General features: G+C 69.1%; 22 protein-coding genes and 1 pseudogene. 13 read left to right on the top strand and 10 right to left on the bottom strand.

The window, feature by feature from the left end; genetic code table 11:
• Window positions 1-168 precede the first annotated feature (168 nt).
• Window positions 169-1032, top strand: a complete 864-nt coding sequence (locus ACFPZ3_RS54705; protein WP_379522391.1) for a 4a-hydroxytetrahydrobiopterin dehydratase — start codon at window positions 169-171, stop codon at window positions 1030-1032.
• 78 nt (window positions 1033-1110) lie between these two features.
• Window positions 1111-2058: a serine hydrolase gene (locus tag ACFPZ3_RS54700; protein WP_379522390.1), complete on the top strand. Its 948-nt coding sequence runs from the start codon at window positions 1111-1113 to the stop codon at window positions 2056-2058.
• Here the strand turns inward: ACFPZ3_RS54700 and ACFPZ3_RS54695 are convergent.
• Genes ACFPZ3_RS54695 through pstS form a run of 5 tightly spaced genes read right to left on the bottom strand, consistent with a single transcriptional unit; the run spans window position 2027 to window position 6515 of the window.
• Window positions 2027-2752 carry a response regulator transcription factor gene (locus tag ACFPZ3_RS54695; RefSeq protein WP_379522389.1) on the bottom strand — a complete coding sequence of 242 codons (726 nt, stop codon included), beginning with the start codon at window positions 2750-2752 and terminating at the stop codon, window positions 2027-2029. The genes ACFPZ3_RS54700 and ACFPZ3_RS54695 overlap by 32 nt on opposite strands.
• Window positions 2752-3528: a phosphate ABC transporter ATP-binding protein PstB gene (gene pstB / locus ACFPZ3_RS54690; protein ID WP_379522388.1), complete on the bottom strand. Its 777-nt coding sequence runs from the start codon at window positions 3526-3528 to the stop codon at window positions 2752-2754. Before pstB ends, ACFPZ3_RS54695 begins: the two co-directional genes overlap by 1 nt.
• A 15-nt stretch (window positions 3529-3543) precedes the next feature.
• Window positions 3544-4419: a phosphate ABC transporter permease PstA gene (gene pstA, locus ACFPZ3_RS54685; protein WP_379522387.1), complete on the bottom strand. Its 876-nt coding sequence runs from the start codon at window positions 4417-4419 to the stop codon at window positions 3544-3546.
• Window positions 4416-5396 (bottom strand): phosphate ABC transporter permease subunit PstC, encoded by a 981-nt coding sequence (gene pstC, locus ACFPZ3_RS54680; RefSeq protein WP_379522386.1) that lies wholly within the window; start codon window positions 5394-5396, stop codon window positions 4416-4418. Before pstC ends, pstA begins: the two co-directional genes overlap by 4 nt.
• Window positions 5397-5402: 6 nt before the next feature.
• Window positions 5403-6515, bottom strand: a complete 1113-nt coding sequence (gene pstS / locus ACFPZ3_RS54675; RefSeq protein WP_379522385.1) for a phosphate ABC transporter substrate-binding protein PstS — start codon at window positions 6513-6515, stop codon at window positions 5403-5405.
• A 121-nt stretch (window positions 6516-6636) separates the two neighbouring features.
• Between pstS and ACFPZ3_RS54670 the strand changes: the two genes are divergently transcribed.
• Window positions 6637-7110 carry a low molecular weight protein-tyrosine-phosphatase gene (locus ACFPZ3_RS54670; RefSeq protein ID WP_379522384.1) on the top strand — a complete coding sequence of 158 codons (474 nt, stop codon included), beginning with the start codon at window positions 6637-6639 and terminating at the stop codon, window positions 7108-7110.
• Window positions 7097-7882 carry a fructosamine kinase family protein gene (locus ACFPZ3_RS54665; protein ID WP_379522383.1) on the top strand — a complete coding sequence of 262 codons (786 nt, stop codon included), beginning with the start codon at window positions 7097-7099 and terminating at the stop codon, window positions 7880-7882. Before ACFPZ3_RS54670 ends, ACFPZ3_RS54665 begins: the two co-directional genes overlap by 14 nt.
• On the opposite strand, the gene ACFPZ3_RS54660 is transcribed toward ACFPZ3_RS54665, so the two are convergent.
• Window positions 7879-8742 carry a TetR/AcrR family transcriptional regulator gene (locus ACFPZ3_RS54660; RefSeq protein ID WP_379522382.1) on the bottom strand — a complete coding sequence of 288 codons (864 nt, stop codon included), beginning with the start codon at window positions 8740-8742 and terminating at the stop codon, window positions 7879-7881. The two genes, ACFPZ3_RS54665 and ACFPZ3_RS54660, sit on opposite strands and share 4 nt — an antisense overlap.
• A gap of 63 nt (window positions 8743-8805) precedes the next feature.
• Here ACFPZ3_RS54660 and ACFPZ3_RS54655 point away from each other — a divergent pair, with 63 nt between their 5' ends.
• Entirely contained in the window at window positions 8806-10482 is a 1677-nt protein-coding gene (locus tag ACFPZ3_RS54655; protein ID WP_379522381.1) for a right-handed parallel beta-helix repeat-containing protein, read from the top strand.
• On the opposite strand, the gene hisN is transcribed toward ACFPZ3_RS54655, so the two are convergent.
• A complete protein-coding gene (gene hisN / locus ACFPZ3_RS54650) occupies window positions 10472-11269 on the bottom strand; it encodes a histidinol-phosphatase (RefSeq protein WP_379522380.1) in 798 nt (265 codons plus the stop codon). The two genes, ACFPZ3_RS54655 and hisN, sit on opposite strands and share 11 nt — an antisense overlap.
• Window positions 11270-11359: 90 nt before the next feature.
• On the opposite strand from hisN, the gene ACFPZ3_RS54645 reads away from it, so the two are divergent.
• Window positions 11360-11812, top strand: a complete 453-nt coding sequence (locus tag ACFPZ3_RS54645) for a DUF4442 domain-containing protein (RefSeq protein ID WP_379522379.1) — start codon at window positions 11360-11362, stop codon at window positions 11810-11812.
• Between the two features lie 331 nt (window positions 11813-12143).
• On the opposite strand, the pseudogene rsgA reads toward ACFPZ3_RS54645, so the two are convergent.
• Window positions 12144-13175, bottom strand: a pseudogene (gene rsgA, locus ACFPZ3_RS54640) (ribosome small subunit-dependent GTPase A); the annotation flags it as partial.
• Window positions 13176-13964: 789 nt separating this feature from the next.
• Window positions 13965-15356: a 3-phosphoshikimate 1-carboxyvinyltransferase gene (gene aroA, locus ACFPZ3_RS54635; protein WP_379522378.1), complete on the bottom strand. Its 1392-nt coding sequence runs from the start codon at window positions 15354-15356 to the stop codon at window positions 13965-13967.
• 204 nt (window positions 15357-15560) lie between these two features.
• Here aroA and ACFPZ3_RS54630 point away from each other — a divergent pair, with 204 nt between their 5' ends.
• Both ACFPZ3_RS54630 and ACFPZ3_RS54625 read left to right on the top strand, forming a co-directional pair.
• Complete coding sequence (locus ACFPZ3_RS54630) at window positions 15561-16307, top strand: SOS response-associated peptidase (RefSeq protein ID WP_379522377.1); 747 nt, start codon at window positions 15561-15563, stop codon at window positions 16305-16307.
• Between the two features lie 156 nt (window positions 16308-16463).
• Window positions 16464-16796 (top strand): TraR/DksA family transcriptional regulator, encoded by a 333-nt coding sequence (locus ACFPZ3_RS54625; RefSeq protein WP_379522376.1) that lies wholly within the window; start codon window positions 16464-16466, stop codon window positions 16794-16796.
• Window positions 16797-16850: 54 nt separating this feature from the next.
• Here ACFPZ3_RS54625 and ACFPZ3_RS54620 read toward each other — a convergent pair whose 3' ends face one another.
• Window positions 16851-17591 (bottom strand): class I SAM-dependent methyltransferase, encoded by a 741-nt coding sequence (locus tag ACFPZ3_RS54620; protein ID WP_379522375.1) that lies wholly within the window; start codon window positions 17589-17591, stop codon window positions 16851-16853.
• A 233-nt stretch (window positions 17592-17824) separates the two neighbouring features.
• Between ACFPZ3_RS54620 and ACFPZ3_RS54615 the strand changes: the two genes are divergently transcribed.
• From ACFPZ3_RS54615 to ACFPZ3_RS54595, 5 genes are all read left to right on the top strand, one after another.
• Window positions 17825-18430 (top strand): sigma-70 family RNA polymerase sigma factor, encoded by a 606-nt coding sequence (locus tag ACFPZ3_RS54615; protein ID WP_379522374.1) that lies wholly within the window; start codon window positions 17825-17827, stop codon window positions 18428-18430.
• Window positions 18427-18693 (top strand): mycothiol system anti-sigma-R factor, encoded by a 267-nt coding sequence (gene rsrA, locus ACFPZ3_RS54610; protein ID WP_379522373.1) that lies wholly within the window; start codon window positions 18427-18429, stop codon window positions 18691-18693. Before ACFPZ3_RS54615 ends, rsrA begins: the two co-directional genes overlap by 4 nt.
• Window positions 18694-18703: 10 nt before the next feature.
• Window positions 18704-19645 carry an NAD-dependent epimerase/dehydratase family protein gene (locus ACFPZ3_RS54605; protein WP_379522372.1) on the top strand — a complete coding sequence of 314 codons (942 nt, stop codon included), beginning with the start codon at window positions 18704-18706 and terminating at the stop codon, window positions 19643-19645.
• Window positions 19646-19867: 222 nt separating this feature from the next.
• The gene (locus ACFPZ3_RS54600) at window positions 19868-21223 is read left to right on the top strand and encodes an HD-GYP domain-containing protein (RefSeq protein WP_379522371.1); all 1356 of its coding nucleotides are present in this window, start codon (window positions 19868-19870) and stop codon (window positions 21221-21223) included.
• On the top strand, window positions 21220-22512 hold the full coding sequence (locus ACFPZ3_RS54595) for an HD-GYP domain-containing protein (protein WP_379522370.1): 1293 nt from the start codon (window positions 21220-21222) through the stop codon (window positions 22510-22512). The genes ACFPZ3_RS54600 and ACFPZ3_RS54595 overlap by 4 nt, the downstream gene beginning before the upstream one ends.
• Window positions 22513-22563 lie beyond the last annotated feature (51 nt).

Here is a 22563-nt window from a genome sequence, read left to right as displayed (position 1 = left end):
CTCTGCGCCGATGGTACTGCACTCGGGAGGGTGTGGGAGAGTAGGTCACCGCCGGACAATCTTTGAGGGCTCCGACGCCGTAGTGCGTCGGAGCCCTTTTTTGCGTTTACGAGGTCGGGCCTCGTCCCGTATAGTTCACGGGCGGCAGGCCACCTTCGAGGAAGCCTCATGAGCGACATCTTCATCTCCTATCGCCACAGCGACAGCAGCGCGCGGGCGGGCCGGCTTCAGGCGGCTCTGCGGCAGGCTTTCGGAGAGCACAGTGTCTTCATGGACACCTCCTCCATTCTCCCGGGCGAAGTCTGGCCGAAGAGGCTTCAGGCGGCACTCGATCAGGCGAAGGTCGTCCTCGTGGTCATCGGGGATCAGTGGATCCGGGCGGCCAACGAGTGGGGGGAACGGCTGCTCGACCAGGAGGACGACTGGGTGCGCCGGGAGATCGCGACCGCGCTCGGCGCGGCGGGCAAAGAGGTGATCCCGCTGCTGGTCTGCGGGGCCAGGATGCCTCCGGCGGCACGCCTTCCTGCCGCACTGCGTGAGCTGCCCGAGCGGCAGGCGGTGGAGTTGCGTGATGAGTTCTTCGAGCACGACCTGAAGATGGTCGTGACCCAGGTGAAGGCGAAGGGGGCCTCGGACCGGCTGGTGACGGGGGACAGCTGGTACCCGCACCCGCCTCCCGACGTACCCGATGCTTTGGGCGAGGAGAAGCTGGCCGTGGCGATGGAGGCGGTGCTTCGCCATTGGGAGGTCGTCGAGAGCCCGCTCCCGCAGGATCTCGCGCGGACCCGGGTCGAGCTGTACAGGGAATATCGCTTCAAGACGTTCCGGGGCGCGGTGGCGTTCATGAGCGAGGTGGCTCCCGGTTGTGACATCGCGATCCACCATCCACGGTGGGAGAACGTCTGGCGGACGGTGCGGGTTTTCCTGACCACGTGGGACATCGGCCATCGCATTTCCGACCGTGACGTGCAACTGGCGAAGTATTTCGACAAGGCGTACGAGGAGTTTCCCGGAGCGGATCCCGGCGAGTGACGTCGGTAACAGCGTGTTCATGAGACGGTTTCACGGAAGAGCTAGCGGTCTGTCCGGAATGTTCGTGATAATGCTCGAATGATCGTCAGGGCGAAGGCGATACCACGACTGGTCATCGCGCTTGCCCTGGTCATGCCGCTAGTGGTGGTGAAGAGGCCGGTTGAGGACCGGACTGTGACGGTGTCGTCCTCGGAGACGGCGCCGGCTGTGCGGGCGGGTCCGATACTGCCGCAGGCCGGGCAGGCCAGGATGGTGGAGGAGAGCCTGGGCCGGGAGGTCGTGCCGCCGGTTTCGGGTAAGCGGATCTCCAAGCGGCTCGATCACTATCTGGCGGGCCGGCCGGGGCCGGTGGCGGCCATGGTGAAGGATCTGGCGACGGGGCGGGTCTATCGCTATCACGCCGATGAGCGGCTGATCACGGCCAGCACGGCCAAGGTGCAGATTCTCATGGCGTTGTTGCTGCGTACCCCGTGGAAGAAGCTGTCCGCGGGCGTCAGGCGGGATGCCGAGATGATGATCCGCTACAGCGACAACCACGCGGCCGATCGGTTGTGGCTGCGGATCGGCGGGGCGGAGGGGTTCGGCGCGGCGGGGAAGCGGCTGGGGCTGAAGCACACGATCGGGGTGCCGGGCAATTGTGTGGATCTGTACTGCTGGGGGATCACCAGGACGTCCGTGGATGACCAGGTACGGCTCATGGAGGCGCTGGTGTCCGGGAAGGGCCCGCTCAAGAAGGATGACCGGGAACGGGTGCTCAAGCTCATGGGCGCCGTCGCCGACGGGCAGGACTGGGGGATCAGCGCCGCGGCGTGCGATGGCGAGCGCGTGGCGCTGAAGAACGGCTGGCTCAAGCACGTCTCGACCAAGCGCTGGGCCACGATCAGCGTGGGGCTGATCAGGGACGACGGGCGCGACTACGCCGTTGCCGTACTCACCGAGGGGAGTCCCGAGGTCGGGTACGGCATAGCGACGGTCGAAGGCGTGACGAAGCGGATCATGCAGGATTTTCGGGGATGCCGGGGCTGACGAGGCGGTAGCCCACTCCGCGTACGGTCTGGATGAGCCGGTCGTCCTCGTCGCCGAGGCGCGCCCGCAGCCGCTTGACGTGCACCGCGATCGTGTTCGTCGAGGTGTTCGCGGCGGCGTTCCACACATTGCGCATGATCTGTTCGCGGGTGACCGTACGGTCGGCGTTGCGCATCAGGTACTGCAGCAGCTCGAACTCGCGCAACGGCAGGTGTACGGCCCTGCCGCCCACGCGTACCTGGTAGGCCTGTACGTCCAGCTCGACCCCGCCCACCGCCAGCACCTTGCGGGACTCGGGCGAGGCCGCCTGGATGAACGGCAGCAGCTCGGGCACCCGGTAGGGCCTGGCCACGCAGGCGGCCGCGCCGGCCGCGAGCGCACGCACCGCCTGCTCGGCGTGGCCTTCGCCGACACCGAGCAGCACGGGCACGGCCCGCGCCATGCGGACCGCGCGTACGAACTCCACCGCGTCGATGACCGGGAGCGTGGCCGACACGAGCACCACGTCCGGCTGCAGGGCGCCGGCCAGCAGCAGCCCTTGAGCGCCGTCGGACGCCCCGGTGACGGCCACGCCCTCGCGTTCGAGGGCCGTGGCCAAGCTCTCCACGACGGAGGCGTCGGGGTCGGCGATGAGCAGTACGGGCTTCGTCCTCGTGTCCCCGTTCATCGTGGATGCCGCCTGCTGTTGGGTCATCAGCCGAAGCGCCCCGTGATGTAGTCCTCGGTGGCCTTCTCGGACGGGTTGGTGAACATGCGGGACGTCTCGTCCATCTCGATGACCTTGCCGGGCTTGCCCTGTTCGGCGAGGTTGAAGAAGGCGGTCCTGTCGCTGACCCGGGCGGCCTGCTGCATGTTGTGGGTGACGATGACGATCGTGTACTCGTCCTTGAGCTTGGCCATCAGGTCCTCGATGGCCAGCGTGGAGATCGGGTCGAGTGCCGAGCACGGCTCGTCCATCAGCAGGACCTGCGGTTTGACCGCGATGGCGCGGGCGATGCAGAGTCGCTGCTGCTGACCGCCGGACAGGCCGGCGCCGGGCTTGGTGAGGCGGTCCTTGACCTCGTTCCAGAGGTTGGCGCCCTTCAGCGACTCCTCGACGATGCCGTCCATCTTCGACTTGCCGACGCGGCCGTTGAGGCGGAGGCCGGCGGCCACGTTCTCGTAGATCGACATCGTGGGGAACGGGTTGGGGCGCTGGAAGACCATGCCGATCATCCGGCGGACGGAGACGGGCTCGACGGTGGGGGCGTACAGGTCGTCGCCGTCGAGCAGCACCTTGCCCTCCACGCGCGCGCCCGGGATCACCTCGTGCATGCGGTTGAGTGTGCGCAGGAACGTCGACTTGCCGCATCCGGACGGACCGATGAAAGCGGTGATCGAACGGGGCTCGATGGTCATCGACACGTCCTCGATCGCCTTGTGCGACCCGTAGTACGCGTCGAGACCCGAGACCTGGATCTGCTTGGACATTGTGCTGATTACCCCCTATCGGCCCCTGGCGGGCGCACGCCACCAGGCGATCAGGCGCGCCACCAGGTTGAGCAGCATGACGATCAGGATGAGCGTGAGGGCTCCGGTCCACGCCCGGTCGACGGCCGTGTCGTTGGGACGGGCGGCCTGGTCGAAGACGAAGAGCGGCAGGCCCATCTGCGGGCCGCTGAACGGGTCGTTGTTGATGGAGTTGGTGAAGAACACGGTCATCAGCAGCGGCGCGGTCTCGCCGGCGACGCGGGCCACGGCCAGCATGACGCCGGTGATGATGCCGGTGAGCGCGGTCGGCAGCACGACCTTGATGATGGTGCGCCACTTGGGCACGCCCAGCGCGTACGAGGCCTCGCGCAGGTCGTTGGGCACGAGCCGGAGCATCTCCTCCGCGGACCGGACGACCGTCGGCATCATCAGGATCGACAGGGCGATCGCGCCCGCCCAGCCTGAGTACTGGAAGCCGAGGACGAGGATCCAGAACGCGAAGACGAACAGGCCGGAAACGACGGAAGGGATGCCGGTCATGACATCCACGAAGAAGCTGATGGAGCGGCTCAGCCGGCCGCCGTTGCCGTATTCGACCAGGTAGATCGCGGTGAACAGGCCGATCGGGACCGAGATGAGCGAGGCGAGCAGGACCTGTTCCAGGGTGCCGATGATCGCGTGGTACGCGCCACCGCCGGCGTCTCTTGCCCCGATGCCGTTCATCGAGTGGGTGAGGAACTCCAGGTCGAACCGAGCCAGGCCGTTGGAGATCACCAGCCAGAGCACGGAGACGAGCGGCACCACCGCCAGCGCGAACGCCAGGTAGACCAGGCCTTGGACGACCCGGTCTTTGATCCGGCGACCGGTGGAGATGTGTTGGATCGCGGTCATGCGCCGGCCCTCGCGTACTCCTTGCGGCGGTTGATGATCATGCGTGCGGCCGTGTTGACCAGCAACGTGATGACGAACAGCACGAGACCGGAGGCGATCAGCGCGCCCCGGCCGATCGGGGTGGCCTCGCCGAAGCCGTTGGCGATGTTCGCGGCGATGCTGTTGGCGTGCGGGGTGAGGATCTCGAAGGTGATGTCGAAGGTGGCGGGGAAGATCAGCGCGACCGCGATGGTCTCGCCCATGGCGCGGCCGAGGCCGAGCATGGCGGCGCTGATGATGCCGGGACGGCCGAACGGCAGCACGGCCATCCGGATCATCTCCCAGCGGGTGGCGCCGAGGGCGAGCGCCGCTTCCTCGTTCGTCTTCGGGGCCTGGAGGAACACCTCGCGGGAGATGGCCGCGATGATCGGCAGGATCATGATGGCCAGGACGATCGCGCCGGCCAGCATGGTCTTGCCGCCGATGGCGCCCTCACCGGCGAACAGCGGGAACCACCCGAGGTTCTCGTTGACCCACTGCGACGGCGTCCTGATCAGCGGAACCAGGAACGCCACGCCCCACAGGCCGTAGACGACGCTGGGTACGGCGGCGAGCAGGTCGATCAGGTAGCCCAGCGGTGCGGCCAGCCTGCGCGGCGCGTAGTGCGAGATGAACAGGGCCACGCCGACCGCGATCGGGGTGGCGATGAGGAGCGCGAGCGCGGAGCTGAGGACGGTGCCGAACGCCAGAGCGCCGATCCCGAACACGCCGCTGCTGTTGGGCTCCCAGGTGAGGTCGCCGAAGAAGCTGCCCTTGTTCGCCCGCAGGGCCGGGATCGCCTCGCTGATGAGGAACACGGCGATGGCCGCCATGATCGCCAACAGGATGACGCCGGCCGCTGTGGAGATGAAGCGGAAGGGGCCTTCGCCGTGGCTGCGCCGCGAGGCGGACCGGCTCGTGGCCGGCCCGCCTTCACGGGTGGGTGCGTTGGTCGTCATGAGCTCTTAGGAGATCGCCTCGACTGCGGTGCGGACCTTGGTGAGCAGGGTGCCCGACAGGGGGGCGTAGCCCAGCTCCTTCAGAGCCGCCTGACCTTCGTCGCTGGCCGTGTAGGTGAGGAAGCCCTTGACGATCTTCGACTGGTCGGCCGGCAGGCCCTTCTCGCAGGTGATCTCGTACGTCACCAGGACGATCGGGTAGGCGCCCGCGGTCTTGGTGGCGTAGTCGATCGACAGGGCGAGGTCGTTGCCGGTGCCCTTGACCTCGGCGGTCTCGACCGTCTTGGCCGCGCTGTCCGCGGTCAGCTCGACGAACTCGCCGGCGCCGTTGGCGACCTTGGACTTCTGCAGTGAGGAGTTCTCGGCGTAGGAGAGCTCGACGTAGCTGATCGCGCCCTCGGTGTCCTTCACGGACGAGGCGATGCCGTCGGAGCCCTTCGAGCCCTGACCCTTGGCCTCGGCCGGCCACGCCTTGGCCGCCTCGTACGGCCAGCCGGCGGTGGCGACGAGGAACTTGGTGAAGTTGTCGCTGGTGCCCGACTCGTCCGAGCGGTGGAAGGCCTGGATCGGAGTGGAGGGCAGCTTGGCGTCGGGGTTGTCGGCCTTGATGGCGGCGTCGTCCCACTTGGTGATCTTGCTGTTGAAGATCCCGCCGAGCGTCTTGGGGGACAGTTGCAGGCCGTCCACACCGGGCAGGTTGTAGACGACCGCGACCGGGCCGGTCACCATGGGGATGTTGATCGCCTTGCCGGTCTTGCACCGGGCGTCGGCCTGGGTGGGCTCGTCGTCCTTCAGTGCCGAGTCCGAGCCGGCGAAGGCGACCGTGCCCTGGATGAAGGCCTGCACACCCGCGCCCGAGCCGCTCGGCTGGTAGTTGAGGGTGACACCGGGGTTGGTGGCCGCGAAGTTCTTGGTCCACTCGGTGATCGCGTTGGCCTGGGCCGAGGAGCCCGCGGCGTTGATCGATCCGCTCAGCGCGTTGTCGTTGCCCGCTGCGGGCGCACTGGCGCTGGCGGAGGACGTGCCGGTGCCCCCAGAGGCATTGTTGTCTGTGCCGCACGCAGCGAGCGAGAGCGCGCCGACTACGGCGACGGCGGCGAGCCGGCCTGCATACTTCACGGTTGGGTTCCTCCCACTTGGTCCTTAGTCGCCACGAAAGCTATGCAGCGAAGGTGACTGAGACCCCCCAACGAGGGTGAACGTTCGGTGAACGCACCTGGTCACCCTCATGATGGGTGTTATGACTTATCGCGTATGCCTGGTGTGCATGGGCAACATCTGCCGATCGCCGATGGCCGAGATCGTGCTCCGCCAGACGCTCGCCGATCGCGGTCTGGCCGAGGATGTCACCGTCGAGAGCGCCGGGACCGGCGGGTGGCACGAGGGGGATCCCATGGATGAACGAGCGCTGGAGATCCTCGCTCAGCACGGCTACGACGGCTCCACGCATCGGGCCCGGCAGTTCACAAAAGACTGGTTCGACCGGTACGACCTCGTGCTCGCCATGGACCGGGACAATGTCGCCAATCTGCGGCGTCTGGCCCCTGCCGGGGTGGAGGTGCGGTTGTTCCGCGCGTTCGACCCGGCCGCGCCGGAGGGGGCCGAGGTGCCGGATCCCTACTACGGGGGCCGCGAAGGGTTCGAGGAGGTGCTGGAGCTGGTCGAGTCCGCCGCGGAGGGCGTGGCCAAGCACATCGCCGATGAGATTCACTGACGATCTGGGCTCCTCGCACGGCTGGCGGCTGCGGCGGGGCGTGCTGGACGACGGGCGTGAGGTGTTCGCCAAGACCGGCGCCGCCTCCGAGGTCTTCGCCTCGGAGGCCGCCGGGCTGCGCTGGCTGGGTGAGGCCATCGCCGTTCCCGAGGTGATCGAGGTCGGCTCCGACCGGCTCGTGTTGTCCTGGGTACGCCAGGAGCCGCCCGGTCAGGCGGCCGCCGAGCGGTTCGGGCGGTCGCTGGCCCGGTTGCACCGGTCGGGGGCGCCGGGCTTCGGGGCGCCGTGGCCGGGATTCATCGCCGAGTTGCCGATGGACAACGCGCCGGGCCCCGGCTGGCCGGCCTTCTACGCGGAGCGTCGGGTGCTGCCGTTCCTGCGGATGGCGCGGTTGCCGGCGTCGGACGTCGCGCTGGTCGAGCGGGCCGTGGAGCGGTTCGGCGAGGTCGCGGGGCCCGCGGAGGCGCCGGCGCGGATCCATGGGGATCTGTGGAGCGGGAACGTGTTGTGGTCCGGTGGGGATGCGGTGCTGGTCGATCCGGCGGCCCATGGTGGGCATCGGGAGACGGATCTGGCGATGCTCGACCTGTTCGGGTTGCCCTACCTCGATCGGGTGCTGGGGGCCTACCGGGAGGAGTGGCCGCCGGCGGAGGGGTGGCGGGAGCGGGTGCCGCTGCACCAGATCCATCCGCTGCTCGTGCACGTGGTGTTGTTCGGGGGTTCGTATCGGGACGCGTTGATGAGCGCGGTGCGGCGGGTGCTGGCGCTTTAGGTGGTCTTGCGCTTTCTGTACGCGCGTTGCCGGCAGGCTCGGGAGCAGTAGACGGGAGGGCGGCCCGAGGCGGCGGGCTCCAGGGGGTTGCCGCATTCCTGGCATGTTTCGTCACGGGATTCGTCACGCTCTTGGACGAGGGCCTCGATGCCGTCCAGGAGGCGGCGCAGGCCGAACTCGAAGGAGTCCTCCGGGTGGTCCCAGCCGCCCGTCTCCCAGAGGCGGGAGATCGTGGGGTAGCGGTCGAGGCGCTCGTACAGGGAGTCGCGCGCGCCCCACCACTCCTCCTCGGACACGCCGCTGCGGCGCTCCTCGCGCTCCGTCTCCAGCAGGAGCAGGGCCTCGGCGTCCACGAACCGGCCGACCAGGCCGATGACGGCGATCACCTCGGACGGCCTGAGCGCGGTGCCGGCCAGGGTGGAGAGCATGTATTCGTAGTGGGCGACGCCGTTGGGGCCGGGGAGGTGACGGGTGCCGCGCACCCCGGCCAGCCAGGGATGTCTCTTGCGGATCTGCCACGCGTGCCTGGCGACCGACCGCAGCCTGGCCCGCCAGCCCTCCTCCGGGTCACCGTGCTCGCCCAGGACCTCGTCGTCGCCGTGCTCCGGGTGCTCGCCCAGGACCTCGTCGCGCATGAGATCGACGAGCTGGTCGCGGCCGGGTACGTGGCGGTAGAGGGACATGGTCGTGAAGCCGAGCCGGTCGGCGACCTTGCGCATGGACAGGCCCTCCAGGCCCTCGGCGTCGGCCAGCTCGATGGCGGCGCGCACGATCCTGCCCAGGCTCAGCCCGGGGCGCGGCTCGCGCTCCCCCTCCCGCCACAGCAGCTCGATCCCGTCATCCGCCGGATCCGTCGTCATTGGCACCTTCGTAGTTTATGGTGTACTAATTCGTGTACGGCATAAACAACGAAGGTGGTGGAGATGTTCCAGTTCCACGTCGCGCCCTCCGGGGACGACTCCTGGCCAGGCTCCTTGGAGCGCCCGTTCGCCACTCTCGAACGCGCCCGTTCCGCGGCCCGCTCCGGCGACGCGGTCGTCCGGCTCAGGGGCGGGACGCACGTGCTGACCCAGCCCTTCGAGCTCACCGGGGAAGACTCGGGAACCGTCTATGAGGCCTTCGAAGGGGAGCAGGCCGTCGTGAGCGGCGGCCGTCGCATCACCGGGTGGCGGGAGCGGGACGGCGTGTGGGCGGCCGAGGTCGGCGACCTGGAGACCCGCCAGCTCTACGTGGACGGCCGCCGGGCCGCCCGCGCCGCCATCCCCGGCCTGCCGGGGGAGGCGTCCGCGACCCCCACCGGCTACGTCACCGACAGCGCCGAGCCGCGCGGGTGGCGGGACGTCGAGTTCGTCCACCGGGGCGTCTACCCGTGGACGGAGGCCCGGCTGGGCATGGCCGGGGTCGCGGCCGACGGTGACATGACCGTGATCACCATGGCGCAGCCCGGCTTCGGGCGGGCCGTCGAGCTGTACAACTCCACCTGGGAGGGCAACACCTCCCAGGGGCCGGGGCTGCCCACCTCGATCGAGAACGATCCGAGCTTCCTGCGCGAGCCGGGCACCTTCGTGCTCGACCGTTCGCGGCCGGGGGAGCACGTGCTGCTGTACCTGCCGCTGCCCGGCGAGGATCCCGGGCGGACCGTGGTGGTGGCGCCCGTGCTGGAGACGTTGCTGCGGGTTTCCGGCGCGCGGGACGTGTCGTTCAGGGGGCTGGAGTTCGCCGACGCCGGGTGGTTGCGGCCGAGCCGGCCCGAGGGCTTTCCGCACTACCACGGCAGTGGTTACTACGAGGGTGGGGGCGTCGAGACCGCCTACATCGGAGAGGGCGGATCCGTTACGTATCCAACGGCTTCCGTCACGATTCCCGCGAGTGTCAGGTTCGAGGACACGGTCGGCGTACGCATCGAGGGGTGCCGGTTCACCCGGCTCGGGGCGTCCGGGCTGAGCATCTCCGGGGGCGAGGGGTTCAGCGTGCGCGGGTGCGACTTCGACACGTTGTCCGCCGGGGGGATCGTGGTGTCCGACAGTCGGGGGACCACGATCGAGCGCAATCGGGTGCGGCAGGTGGGGCTGGAGTACAGCGGGTCGCCGGGGATCGCCGTGAGCGGGACACGCGACTGTGTGGTCGCGAACAACGAGATCACGCAGGTGCCGCACTGCGGGATCGTCGCGGGGCCCGGCGAGGGCACCCGGATTCTGCGGAATCTGACCGTGGACACCATGCAGGTGCTGGCCGACGGGGGCGGCGTGTATCTCTCCGGGGTCCAGGGGGATTCGGCGAGCAACGGGGCGGTGGTGCGGGGGAACGTCATCAAGGACACGCGGACGCCGTACAACTTCGGGCTGTACACCGACTACGGGGCCAGTTGGGTGATCGTCGAGGAGAACGTGGTCATGCGGGCCGACAACACTGCCGTGCTGCACGTGGGGCCGCCGCTGGAGAACGTGGTCTACCGGGGGAACTTCTGGGACGCCGATCCGCTGGGGCATGACGATCCGCCGAGCGGGGTCACCTACGAGGGGAACGTGACCATCAAAGATGAACACCAACTGAACGCCGCCACCGCCGGCATCCAGTCGCGAGCGGGTCTCAGCTCCTGACGATGGTGCCGTTGAGGCGGTTGATCACCTCTTGGTGCAGGGTGCCGTTCGTGCACACCAGGCTGCCGCCCTCCAGGCCCTTCACGCCGGCGACGTCGGTCCAGACGCCGCCGGCCTCCTCGACGATCACGGTGAGCGCCGCCATGTCCCAGGGCGACAGCTCAGGCTCGGCCGACAGGTCCACCGACCCCTCGGCGACCATCATGTGCGACCAGAAGTCGCCATAGGCCCTGGTACGCCAGCAGGCGCGGCTCAGGTCGAGGAAGTTGTCCAGCTTGCCGGTCTTCTCCCAGCCGCCGAAGCTCGAGTACGAGAACGAGGCGTCGTCCAGCACGGACACGGAGGAGACCTGCATGCGGGACGCCTTGGTCAGGCTCTTGCCCGTCCACGCGCCGCCCCCGGTCGCCGCCCACCACCGCCGGCCGATCGCGGGGGCCGACACCAGGCCGACGACGACCTTGCCGTACTCCATGAGCGCGATCAGCGTGGCCCAGACGGGCACGCCGCGTACGTAGTTCTTGGTGCCGTCGATGGGGTCGATGATCCACGACCGAGCCCCCCACCCGGTCTTCCCGAACTCCTCGCCCACGACCGCGTCGCGCGGCCTGGCGCGGCGCAGCGTGCCCCGGATGGACTCCTCCACCGTACGGTCGGCGTCGCTGACCGGCGTCAGATCGGGCTTGGTCTCGACCTTGAGGTCGACCGCCTTGAACCGCCGCATGGTCAGGTCATCGGCGGCGTCCGCCATGACGTGAGCGAGGCGAAGATCATCGTTATAACCCTGCACGATCGCCCACGCTATCGTGCCGGGTATACGGAACATCAGTCGCAGGCGGCCCTTTTCTGGTAACCCACATTCCAGTTACTGGCCAGTAGCATGTCCACCATGTCGATAGATGTCGGTGCACTTCTGCTGGAGACTGTTCCTTTTGCCCAGACTTTGGGCATCGTTTTCGACTCGGTGGAGGACGGGCGGGCGGTCTGTCGCGTGCCTGATCGTGCCGAACTCCACAACCATGTGGCGGGACCACACGCCGGGGTGTTGTTCACGCTCGCGGAGTCCGCTTCGGGGGCCGCCGTACTGTCGTCGCTGGGCGATCAGCTCAGCCGGGCCGTGCCGCTGCCCACCACGGCCACCATCTCCTACCGGAAGGTGGCCAAGGGGGAGGTGCGGGCCGAGGCCCGGTTGCTGGCCGATCGGGCGGAGGTCCTGGCCGAGCTGGATGCGGGGAAGCGGCCCGTGTTCGACGTGGAGGTGGAGATCACGAACGCCGATGGTGTCGTGGTGTCGGAGCTCACGGTGACGTGGACGCTCCGGCCCAACTCCTGACGGGCGGAATGCCGGGACGTCGCCGGCGTTCGTCGTGCGCGCGCCTCTGCGGCAGTCGGTTGGTCTGCTAGGGGGCGTCGTCCGGGATGGGGTCGCGGCGGGTTCCTTTGGGGCCCTCCGAAGCGGGTTCGACGGGGTCCTGCGAGGTTTCGGCGAGGTCCTGCGAGGCTTTGGCGGAGTCCTGCGAGGCGGGTTCGTCTGCGGGGGCCTCCGAGCCGAGGTCGTCCGCGAGGTCCTCTGAGGTGAGATCCTCTGCGAGGTTCTCCGAGGTGGTTTCGGCGCGGTTGCCTTCCTGGTCCTCCGAGGTGGTTTCGCGGCGGGTCGCGGTGGGGTCGTCCGGGGTGCCTTCCCGGCTGGACAGCAGGCGGCGCAGGGACTCCAGGCGGGTGGGGTCGGCGTTGCCCGCCGCGACCCAGGCGTCCAGGGCGCAGGCCTCGTCCAGGTGGGTGCAGCCCTTCGGGCAGGTGACCGTGCCTTCTATGAGGTCCGGGAACGCGGCCAGGACCGTTTCCACCGAGACGTGGGCCAGGCCGAAGCTGCGTACGCCGGGGGTGTCGATGATCCAGCCTCCCTCCGGCAACTCCAGGGCGACGGCCGAGGTGGAGGTGTGGCGGCCACGGCCGGTGACGGCGTTGACCTGGGAGACGGCGCGGTTGGCGTCGGGAACCAGAGCGTTGACCAGGGTGGACTTGCCCACACCCGAATGGCCCACCATGACGCTGAGGCGGCCGGCCAGGTGGTCGCGCAGCTCGTCCAGGGAGCCGCCCTTCTGGACCACGACGTGCGCTACGCCCAACGGCTCGTAGAGGGCGACCAGCTCGTCGGGTGGGGCGAGGTCGGCCTTCGTGAGGCAGAGCAGGGTGTCGATCTCGGCGTCGAAGGCGGCCACCAGGATGCGGTCGATCATTCGGGGGCGCGGCGGCGGGTCGGCCAGGGCTGTCACGATGACGAGCTGGTCGGCATTGGCCACGACCGGGCGCTCGATGCCGTCGGTGTCCTCGGTGTCGTCGGCCGATCGGCGCAACATCGACGTGCGCGGCTCCACGCGTACGACCCTGGCGAGGGTGTCGGGGCGGCCCGACACGTCGCCGACCAGGGCCACCCTGTCGCCCACGACGATGCCCTTGCGGCCCAGCTCGCGGGCCTTCATGGCCATCACGAGGCGAGGCTTGGGCGGCTTGCGCTTCTGGGCCGAACCCTTGGGACGTTCCGGCTGGACCAGCGTCGTGTAGCGGCCCCGGTCCACGGCCACCACGAACCCCTCTACGGCGTCCTCGTGCGCAGGACGAATCCGGGTCCGGGGCCTGGAGCCCTTGCCCGGCCTGACCCGTACATCGTCCTCGTCGTATTCCCGCTTGCTCAGCGGTCTGCTCCCATGCGCTCGCGTCCCCTCTGAGGTGCCTGTCTTGGTGGTCTTGAGGTGCATCTGTGCGGTGCTGCTCGCCCCAGCGATCTGGGGGTGCCTCTCCGTGATGCCTGTCCTGGTGATCCGGTGGTGCGCCTCAGCGGCGGTGCTTCGCTGGTGCGTTCGTCGTCATGCTGCTGGCGTGGGTCGAGGTGGTGCCGGTCTCTTGGCGCCGCCTCGACCGTTGGACGGCACCCCTGACGGGGCGGGCCGCCGGGGCTCGCCCCGCTGGCGCTGTCCTGATCAGTGTGCCCGGTGCTGGTGGTGCGCCGGTATGTGTGACCGGTGGTGACGTGATCGCCTCCGTGGTCAGCGCCGGCCCACTGACCCCTGTGGTCGGTGCTGGTGCACTGACCTCCGTGATCGGTGCTGGTGCCTTGGTGGGCGGTCCTCGCGCTGTGCTGACCTTGGTGGGTGGTGCTGGTGATGGCCTGGTACGCCTGCTCGGTGCCGACGCTCCGGCCCGTGGTGCCCTGGCCGATGCTCCGGCCCGTGGTGCCCTCGCCGGTGCTCTGGCCCGTGGTGCTCAGGCCGGTGGTGATGGTGTGTCCAGGTGTGTTGCTGTTGTGGGTGCCATCGGGGCCTGGGCGGGTGGCGGTGTGGTGCTGGTGGATCTTTGGGTCGCCATGCGGGCAGCGCGCCGTCACGTGCGGCCCGTTTCCGACGTGCCCTGTGCTTCTCCGGTGAAACCAGCGCTTGTGGGCAGGTGTCCGTTGGCCCTGGTCACGGCTGGATGAAGGATGTACGTCATCGGGCTTCCAGCATCGCCGTCCACATCTGGACGAACTCCGGCAGGGTCTTGGCGGTCGTCGCGATGTTCTCCACCTCCACACCGGGCACCGCGAGGCCGATCACGGCGCCGGCCGTGGCCATGCGATGGTCGTCGTAGCTGTGGAAGGTGCCGCCGTGCAGTGGTCGTGGGCGGATGATCAGGCCGTCCTCGGTTTCCTCCGCGTCGCCGCCGAGGCGGTTGATCTCGGTGGCGAGTGCGGCCAGGCGGTCGGTCTCGTGGCCGCGCAGGTGGCTGACGCCCCGGATGCGGCTGGGCGTGGTCGCCAGCGCTGCCAGGGCGGCGATCGTCGGGGTCAGCTCGCCCACCTCATGGAGGTCGGCGTCGATGCCGGTGACCTCGCCCGTCCCCGTAACCACCAGATCGGTCGTTCCGGCGGCGGTGATCCCGCCTGCGCCCCTGGCCGCCAGGTCGGTCGCTTGGGTAGCGGTGATCTCGCTCGTGCTCGTGGCGGGGAGCGGCCCGGTGCCTGTGTGAGAAGTGGCTGGGGAGCGGGTGACCGTGGCGCCCATGGTGGTGAGGAGGTCGCGTAGGGCGTCTCCGGCTTGCGTGGTGCGCACGGGCCAGGCGGGGATCGTCACCGTGCCGCCCGTCACCAGGGCCGCCGCCAGAAACGGGGCCGCGTTGGACAGGTCGGGCTCCACCGTCATGTCCCTGGCCGCGATCCGGCCCGGCTCCACCCGCCACACGTCGCGCTCGCCGTCGTCCACCGTGACGCCCACCGCTCTGAGCATCTCCACGGTCATCTCGATGTGCGGCTGCGAGGGCACCGGCGGGCCCACGTGGCGGATCGTGATGCCTTTGCCGAACCGCGCGGCCGTCAGCAGCAGGCCCGAGACGAACTGCGACGAACCCGACGCGTCGAGCGTGACCTCGCCGCCCGTCAGCGGCCCGCTGATCGTGAACGGCAGGGCGTCGTTGTCGATCCGCGCCCCGAGTGAGCGCAGGCCGTCGAGGATGGGGCCCATCGGGCGCTTGCGTGCGTGCGGGTCGCCGTCGAAGGAGACCGGGCCGTCGGCCAGCGCGGCCACCGGTGGCACGAAGCGCATGACCGTGCCCGCCAGGCCCACGTCGACGTGTGCGCCGCCGCGGATCGGGCCCGGTGTCACCCGCCAGTCGACACCTGCGGTGCTCTCCTGGACGGGCTCCAGCCTCGCGCCCAGGGCTCTCAGCGCCGACACCATCAGATCCGCGTCCCGGCTGCGCAGCGCCTGGCGCACGAACCCCGGGCCGTCGGCGAGCGCGGCGAGGATGAGGGCGCGGTTGGTCACCGACTTGGAGCCGGGCAGGAGGACCGTGGCGGTGACCGGAGCGGTTGCCGCGGGTGCTGGCCAGTGCGGAGCGGGCATGGTCAAAGGGTACTGGGCGTGGCGGGGCGGGGGCCGCAACCTGGGCGGCCTGTGGATACAGGAGTCGCAGGGTGGCCGGCCTGTGGATAGTCGCGGGACGGCCGACCTGTGGATACGGGAGTCGCGGGGCGGTCGGCCTGTGGGCCGTACATGAGGCATGAGGGCAAACATGCGATCGAAAGCCCGGCATGGCAGTGTGGGGTCATGTGCGGTAGATACGCATCGGCGCGCAAGAAGCACGAGCTGCTCGAGGAGTTCCAGGTCGAGCAGGACGGCGAGCCCGACAAGGAGCTCGGCGCCGACTACAACGTCGCCCCGACCAAGAACGTATACGCCGTGCTCAGCCGCGTGCCCAAGGAGGCCGAGCGGGCGGTGCGGCAGCTCAGGATCGTCAGGTGGGGCCTGGTCCCGGTGTGGGCCAAGGATCCGTCGATCGGGTCGCGGCTGATCAATGCCAGGGCCGAGACGCTGGCCGAGAAGCCGTCGTTCCGGCAGGCGTTCGCCAAGCGGAGGTGCCTGCTCCCGGCCGACGGCTACTTCGAGTGGATGCCCGCGGAGGGCGAAAAGAAGAAGAAGCAGCCGTACTTCATCCATCCGGCCGACGGCGGGGTGCTGGCCATGGCGGGCCTGTACGAGTTCTGGAAGGACCCCTCACGTGAGGACGACGACCCGCTGAAGTGGCTGGTGAGCTGCACCGTCATCACCACGAACGCCGAGGACAAGCTCGGCCGCATCCACGACAGGATGCCCATGATGATCGACAAGGAGCACTGGGCCGAGTGGCTCGACCCCAAGCTGACCGACACCTCCCAGGCAGGAGGGCTGCTGGTGCCCGCCGAGCCGGGCCGGCTCAGCGCGTACGCGGTCTCCACGGATGTCAACAACGTGCGAAACAATGGCCAGGACCTCATTAAACCTCTACCTGAAGAGGAGGAAACCGCGCTTTTCTAAAGGTGTAAGGAGCACGGTAAGTGGGCATCCGGTGAGGAAAGCGATGCATCCGTTTACTCGGTGTCACCGCCAAAAGAAGCCCCTAATTGCGCCGGGCGGGGACATCCGGGGAGTCCTGGCCGCGGGTTGCCCTCACTTACCCGGAGGTGCGGATTCGTGGACGTCACGACCGTTCGTGAGCGGCTGGAAGAAATGCTCGCGGAGCTGGACCGCTCGATCGGGGTCCTGCAAGGCGATCCCGTCGCCGTACGTGAGCACTCGGCGGCGGACGCCGGGTCGGACCTGACCGACAACGACCGCGCTCAAGCCATGCTGACCGTGGCCACCACGCAGCGCCGCTCGGTCATCGAGGCGATCAAGCGCGTCGAAGAAGGCGCGTACGGCAGGTGCGTCGACTGCGACAAGCCGGTGCCGGAGGGCAGACTCGAAGCCCGCCCGGAGGCCGCGCGCTGCGTGCAGTGCCAGGGCAAGAAGGAACGCCGCCGCTGAGAGCCCGCACGCCGCCGGACACGAAGAACGGCGGCGCGGCACTCCCAGGACGGGTCACCCCTTGCGGACGCTGGCCACCAGGTGGATGCCTACGGTGTCGTCGTCGTCCGGATGGGCCTCTAGCTCCGTGCGCACCAGGTAGTTGAGCGCGCGCGCGTCGGAGCCGAGCACGTGGTCCACCGTGGACGGCGACAGCACCGTGCGCGGCCGCATCCACTCGACCTCGAGCCCGGCGCCCATCAGCAGCTCGCGCAACTGCCCGCTGCTGAAGCAGCGCGTGATGCTGCCGTCGGGCCACGGCACGAGCATGACCTCGCCGGTCTGCCGCAGGTGCTGCCACTGCTCCTGCTCGGCCAGGATCGCCATGCCCAGCACCAGCGAGTCGACGCACACCAGCGCCCGCCCGCCGGGCCGCAGCACCCTGGCCACGTCGCTCATCGCCGACTCGGCCATCAGTTCGATCGACATCACGCGCTCCTCGGCGAGCACGGCGTCCACGCTCGCGTCGGGCAGGAAGGAGAGATCGTCGGCGCGTACGTGGCGGACGCGGTCCGCGTCGCGCAGTCGGGACTGCCCGTCGACGGTCCTGCGGAAGTCGAGCACCTCGATCACCCGGTGCCCCGCCCTCGCGGCCTGGCCGGACCATCGCCCGCGGCCGCCGGAGAGATCGAGGATGACGGAGGGCTGGCCGGGGAGCCATCGGTTGAGTTGTTCGGCGGCGACGGCGCGGTAGAAGGTCCAGTACGGCCCGAGCGTCCCTGAGCCGTTCAGTTCCTCGGCCGGAATGGGCAGCACACGCGACTCCTGGGTTCCGGAAAAAGGGCTACCAGCCGGTACGTATGACGTTCCCCGCACCGGGTCCTTCGTACCTTCTATCTTGCGGGAACAGACAAGGGCGCGGGCGTGTTGCGACGAGCATGCTCACATTGGTAGAACCCCAGCCCGCTGACCTACTGGTCACGGGCCAGCGGGTATCCTCCCCTGAGTACGGTGTACCGCCACAGCCGGCCACCGGTGATCTTAGGGGGGTGGGTCCGGTGCCCGCGACAGGCGCGGAGACGCTGGAGCAGCGAAGCGAGCGATTCGAGCGGGATGTCATGCCCTATCTCGAGCAGCTCTACTCCGCCGCGCTCCGGATGACCCGAAATCCCGCGGACGCGGAGGACCTGCTGCAGGAGACCTTCGCCAAGGCGTTCGCGTCGTTCCATCAGTTCCAGCAGGGGACCAACCTCAAGGCGTGGCTCTACCGGATCCTGACCAACACCTTCATCAACAGCTACCGCAAGAAGCAGCGTGAGCCGAAGCAGTCGGGCACCGAGGAGATCGAGGACTGGCAGCTCGCGCGGGCCGAGTCCCACACCTCCAGCGGGCTGAAGTCCGCCGAGGTGGAGGCGCTCGACCATCTGCCCGACGGCGACATCAAGCAGGCGCTCGCGGCCCTGCCTGAGGAGTTCAGGATCGCGGTCTATCTGGCCGACGTCGAAGGCTTTCCCTACAAGGAGATCGCCGACATCATGGGCACTCCGATCGGCACCGTGATGTCGAGGCTGCACAGAGGACGCAGGCAGTTGCGGGGCCTCCTTGAGGACTATGCCCGCGAGCGTGGTCTGGTCCCGGCGGAGGGATCGAAATGAGCTGTGGTAACGCACACGACACCGACTGTCGCGAGGTCCTCGACAAGGTGTACGCCTATCTCGACGGCGAGCTCACCGAGGGCGACGTCGTCGAGATCCGTGTGCACCTCGACGAGTGCAACCCGTGCCTGAAGGAATACGACCTGGACAAGGCGATCAAGGCGCTGGTGGCCAAGCACTGCGGCTGCGACCCGATTCCGGCGGACCTGCGCTCCAAGGTGCTGGCCCGCATCGCGCGGGTGAGGTCGGAGCTGTCCGACTAGGATTCACCCCATGCGCGCATTGGTCACCGGGGGTGCCGGGTTCATCGGTTCGAATCTCGTCGATCGCCTGCTGGCCGATGGCCACGAGGTGCACGTGGTCGACGACCTGTCCACCGGGAGCCGGGGCAATCTGGCGGGAGCGGCGGCCAGTGACGGGTTCACGCTGCACGAGATGGACATCCGGGACCGGGCGCTGAGCACTTTGATGACCGAGTTGCAGCCGGAGGTCGTCTGCCACCTGGCCGCGCAGATCAGCGTGCGCAAGAGCGTGGCCGACCCGGCGCACGACGCGCGGCTCAACGTCGAGGGCATCGCCTCCGTGCTCGCCGCGGCCCATGAGGGGCGCACGCGCAAGGTCGTGTTCGCCTCGTCGGTGGCCGTCTACGGGCGGCCCGCGACGATCCCGGTGCCCGGTGACGCCCCGACCGACCCGCGCTCGCCGTACGCCGCCTCGAAGCTCAGCGGCGAGATCTACCTCGCCACCTTCCGCGCGCTCTACGGCCTCGAATACACCACGCTGGTGCTGTCCAACGTCTACGGCCCGCGCCAGTCGCCAGAGGGCGAGGCGGGCGTGGTGGCGATCTTCACCGACGCCCTGCTCAACGGCACGCCCACGGTCCTCTACGGCGACGGCACGCAGACCCGCGACTACGTCTACGTCGATGACGTGGTCGACGGCTTCGTCAGGGCGTGCGGCGCGGAGGGCAACGGCAGCCGCTTCAACCTCGGCACCGGCATCCAGACCGCCGACCGGCGGCTGCACTCACTGATCGCCGACGCGGCGGGCGCGCAGGACAAGCCCGGCTTCGCGCAGCCGCGCGTGGGAGATCTGCCGGCGATGGCGGTCGATCCGGTGCCGGCGCACGACGGGCTCGGCTGGCAGCCGCGCACGGATCTGCCGACCGGCGTGAAGAAGACCGTCGAATGGGCCGCCGCCCGTCGCACGAAGTAGTTGGTTGATTACACTTTGCTTGCGATTCCCGACTCCTCTCATGTGATCACCTCGTCTTCTGTAGCGTGAACCCCACAAAGTCGACGTGGAGGCATGTGGATGTCGAAGGTTATGGTCGCCCGGCTGCTCACCGCCATCGTGCTGATCACTCCGGTGATCATGTCGGTCGGCGTGGCGGTTCCTCCTGGGGTGTCCTGGACCTGAGCACCGTGGGGGGCCGCAATGCGTGATCTGCCGTGGCCCGCAAGGGTCTATCTGGTCGCCGTGATCGGCGCGGCGGCCGCTCTCATCGTTCGCAGCGTGGTGGTCTCCGGCGCGCCCGTGGCCACGGAGCACCTGGACATCCTCCTGGTGCTCGCCCTGCTGTTCCTGGTGTGCGAGTCGATGCCGACGCTGCTCAACGTGGAGCAGTTCGCGGTGTCGGTCAGCTTCTCGGCCTCGCTGGCGGCCGTGGTGCTGATCGGCCCCGACGGGGCGGCGCTGGTGGGGCTCACCGCCATCGTCAGCGTGCGGCCGGGGTTGCCGCTGGTCAAACGGCTGTTCAACGGGGCACAGTTCGCGATCTGCGGCTATGTGGCCGGGCGCGTCTACGAGGCGCTGCAGGGCCAGGTGGGCGTGCCTGAGGTCAACGCGTTCGACGACCTCATCGGCCCCTACGCGGCGGCCACGGCCATCTTCGTGCCGCTCAACATCGGTCTCACGCTCACCATGATCGGGCTGGCCACCCAGGTGCGGGCCACCGAGGTGCCGGTGCGGGGCATGACCCAGTTCCTGCTGTCCTATCTGGGCTACGGGACGTTCGGGCTGCTCGTGGCGGGCCTGTGGGCCACCGTGGCGTCCATTTCGGCGGTGCTGGTGCTGCTGCCCCTGTTCGTGGCGCGGTGGGCGTTCGGGCAGTATCACGCGCAGCAGCGCTCCTACGACGCCACCATCGCCGCGCTCTGCCAGGCGGTGGAGACCAAGGACTACTACACCAGGGGCCACTGCACGCGCGTCTCGCACGCCTCCTCCATGATCGCCCAGGAGATCGGCATGGGGCTGGAACGCGTGCGGGCCATCCGCTACGCGGGCATGCTGCACGACGTCGGCAAGCTCGGCGTGCCCACCAAGGTGCTGCAGAAGGACGGGCCGCTCACCGAGGAGGAGTACGCCGCGATCCAGCTCCATCCGATGCGCGGCCTGGAGATCGTGCGCGGCATCGGCTTCCTCGACGAGGCCTACGCCGGGATCATGCACCACCACGAGCGCCACGACGGCACCGGCTACCCGATGGGGCTGGCCGGTGACGAGATCCCCGAGTTCGCCAAGGTGATCGCGGTGGCCGACGCGTTCGACTCGATGACCTCCGACCGCTCCTACCGCGGCGCCAGGCCGGTGCCCGTGGCCATCGAGGAGTTGCGCAAGAGCGCGGGCACCCACTTCGACCCCGTGATGGTGGCGGCCTTCATCCGCGCCCTCGACCACGAGCCGTGGCAGCCGCCGCGCCGCGTGGATCCGCCACCGCCCGAGGCCACCGAGACGCAGATCAAGGACCACGACGACCCGACCATGCCCATCCAGGTCGTGACCGGGCAATGATCACCACAGAGCGCGCCAGGCGTACAGAACGGTCGGTGAACACGGTTTTGCGCAGGCTCGACTCGGGTCAGTTGTTGCTCATCTGCGCGGCGGGGCTGGTCGCGCTCGTGGGCGTGGCGCACACCGCCGCCGTCGGACTCGACCGGCCGGAGATCGCGGTCGGGTTCGGGGCGCTGATCGCGGTCGGCGAGCTGGCCAGGCTCACCATGCCGGGCAACAGGGAGGTGGCGCCGATCGGGGCCGCCGCCGCGCTGGGCTACACGCTGCTGCTCGACCTCAGCCAGAACCCGCTGCGCCACTCCGCGCTGCAGGTCGTGGCCGTGATCTCCATGGGGATGCTCGCGGGAGCGCTCCCGCACCTGGCCGTGGGCCGGCCGCCGCGCCTGGACGCGATGGCCAGGCGGCTGCTCACCGGCGCGCTGCTGGCCTTCGCGTTCCGGCCGCTGGCCGACTCCCTCTACGAGATGACCAAGCCGCCGACCAGGACCTGGTGGCCGGCGCTCGTGGTGATGGTCACGCTCATCGCGATCACCCTGCTGATCGACGTGCTGATCGCCGCGCTGCTGCGAGCCGAGCAGGTGCGTACGGCCTTCAGAGTGGCCGTGCGCGACGAGATCAACATGGCCTTCCCGCTGGGCGCCGCGGTGGCCGCGTCGGGCGTGCTGCTGGCGCTGGCCACGCACAGCATGGACCTGGTGGCGCTGCTGGTGTTCGCCGCGCCGCTGCTGGTCACGCAGGTGGCCTTCCGCAAGTACGCGGGCATCCGGGCGACCTACCTGCAGACCGTACGCGCCCTGTCGCGCGTCACGGAGGTCGGCGGCTACGTCGAGCCCGGCCACTCGCGCAGGGTGAGCCGGTTGGCCGTGGCCATCGGCAGGGAGCTGGGCATGGCCGAGCCCGAGCTGCTGGAGCTGGAGTACGCCGCGCTCATGCACGACATCGGCCAGCTCTCGCTGCGTGACCCGATCCCGGGCGGCGCGACCGTGCTGACCGAGCCCGAGCAGGCCCGCCGCATCGCCGAGCTGGGCGCCGAGGTGATCAGGCAGACGGGTGTGCTGGACCGGGTGGCCGAGGTGGTCAGCCGCCAGTGCGACCCGATCAGCGACGACCCGCCGCTGTCGAGCCGCATCATCAAGGTGGCCAACGCCTACGATGATCTCGTCGGGCCCTCGACCGACCGCGATCGTGGCGGCGCGGCGCTCGAGCGCATCCGCCTGTCGGCCGGGAGCGCGTACGATGCTCACGCGGTCGAGGCGCTCGCCAGGGTCATCGACCGCGGGCGCGTGTGAGCTCTACAGTTCGCCGTACGCCTGCCGCGTTTCCGGGCGCTCACATTTGTG

The organism is Nonomuraea insulae, from assembly GCF_042656245.1.
The sequence above is the reverse complement of the archived record's forward strand: the minus strand, read 5'-3'. Positions and strand labels throughout refer to the sequence as shown.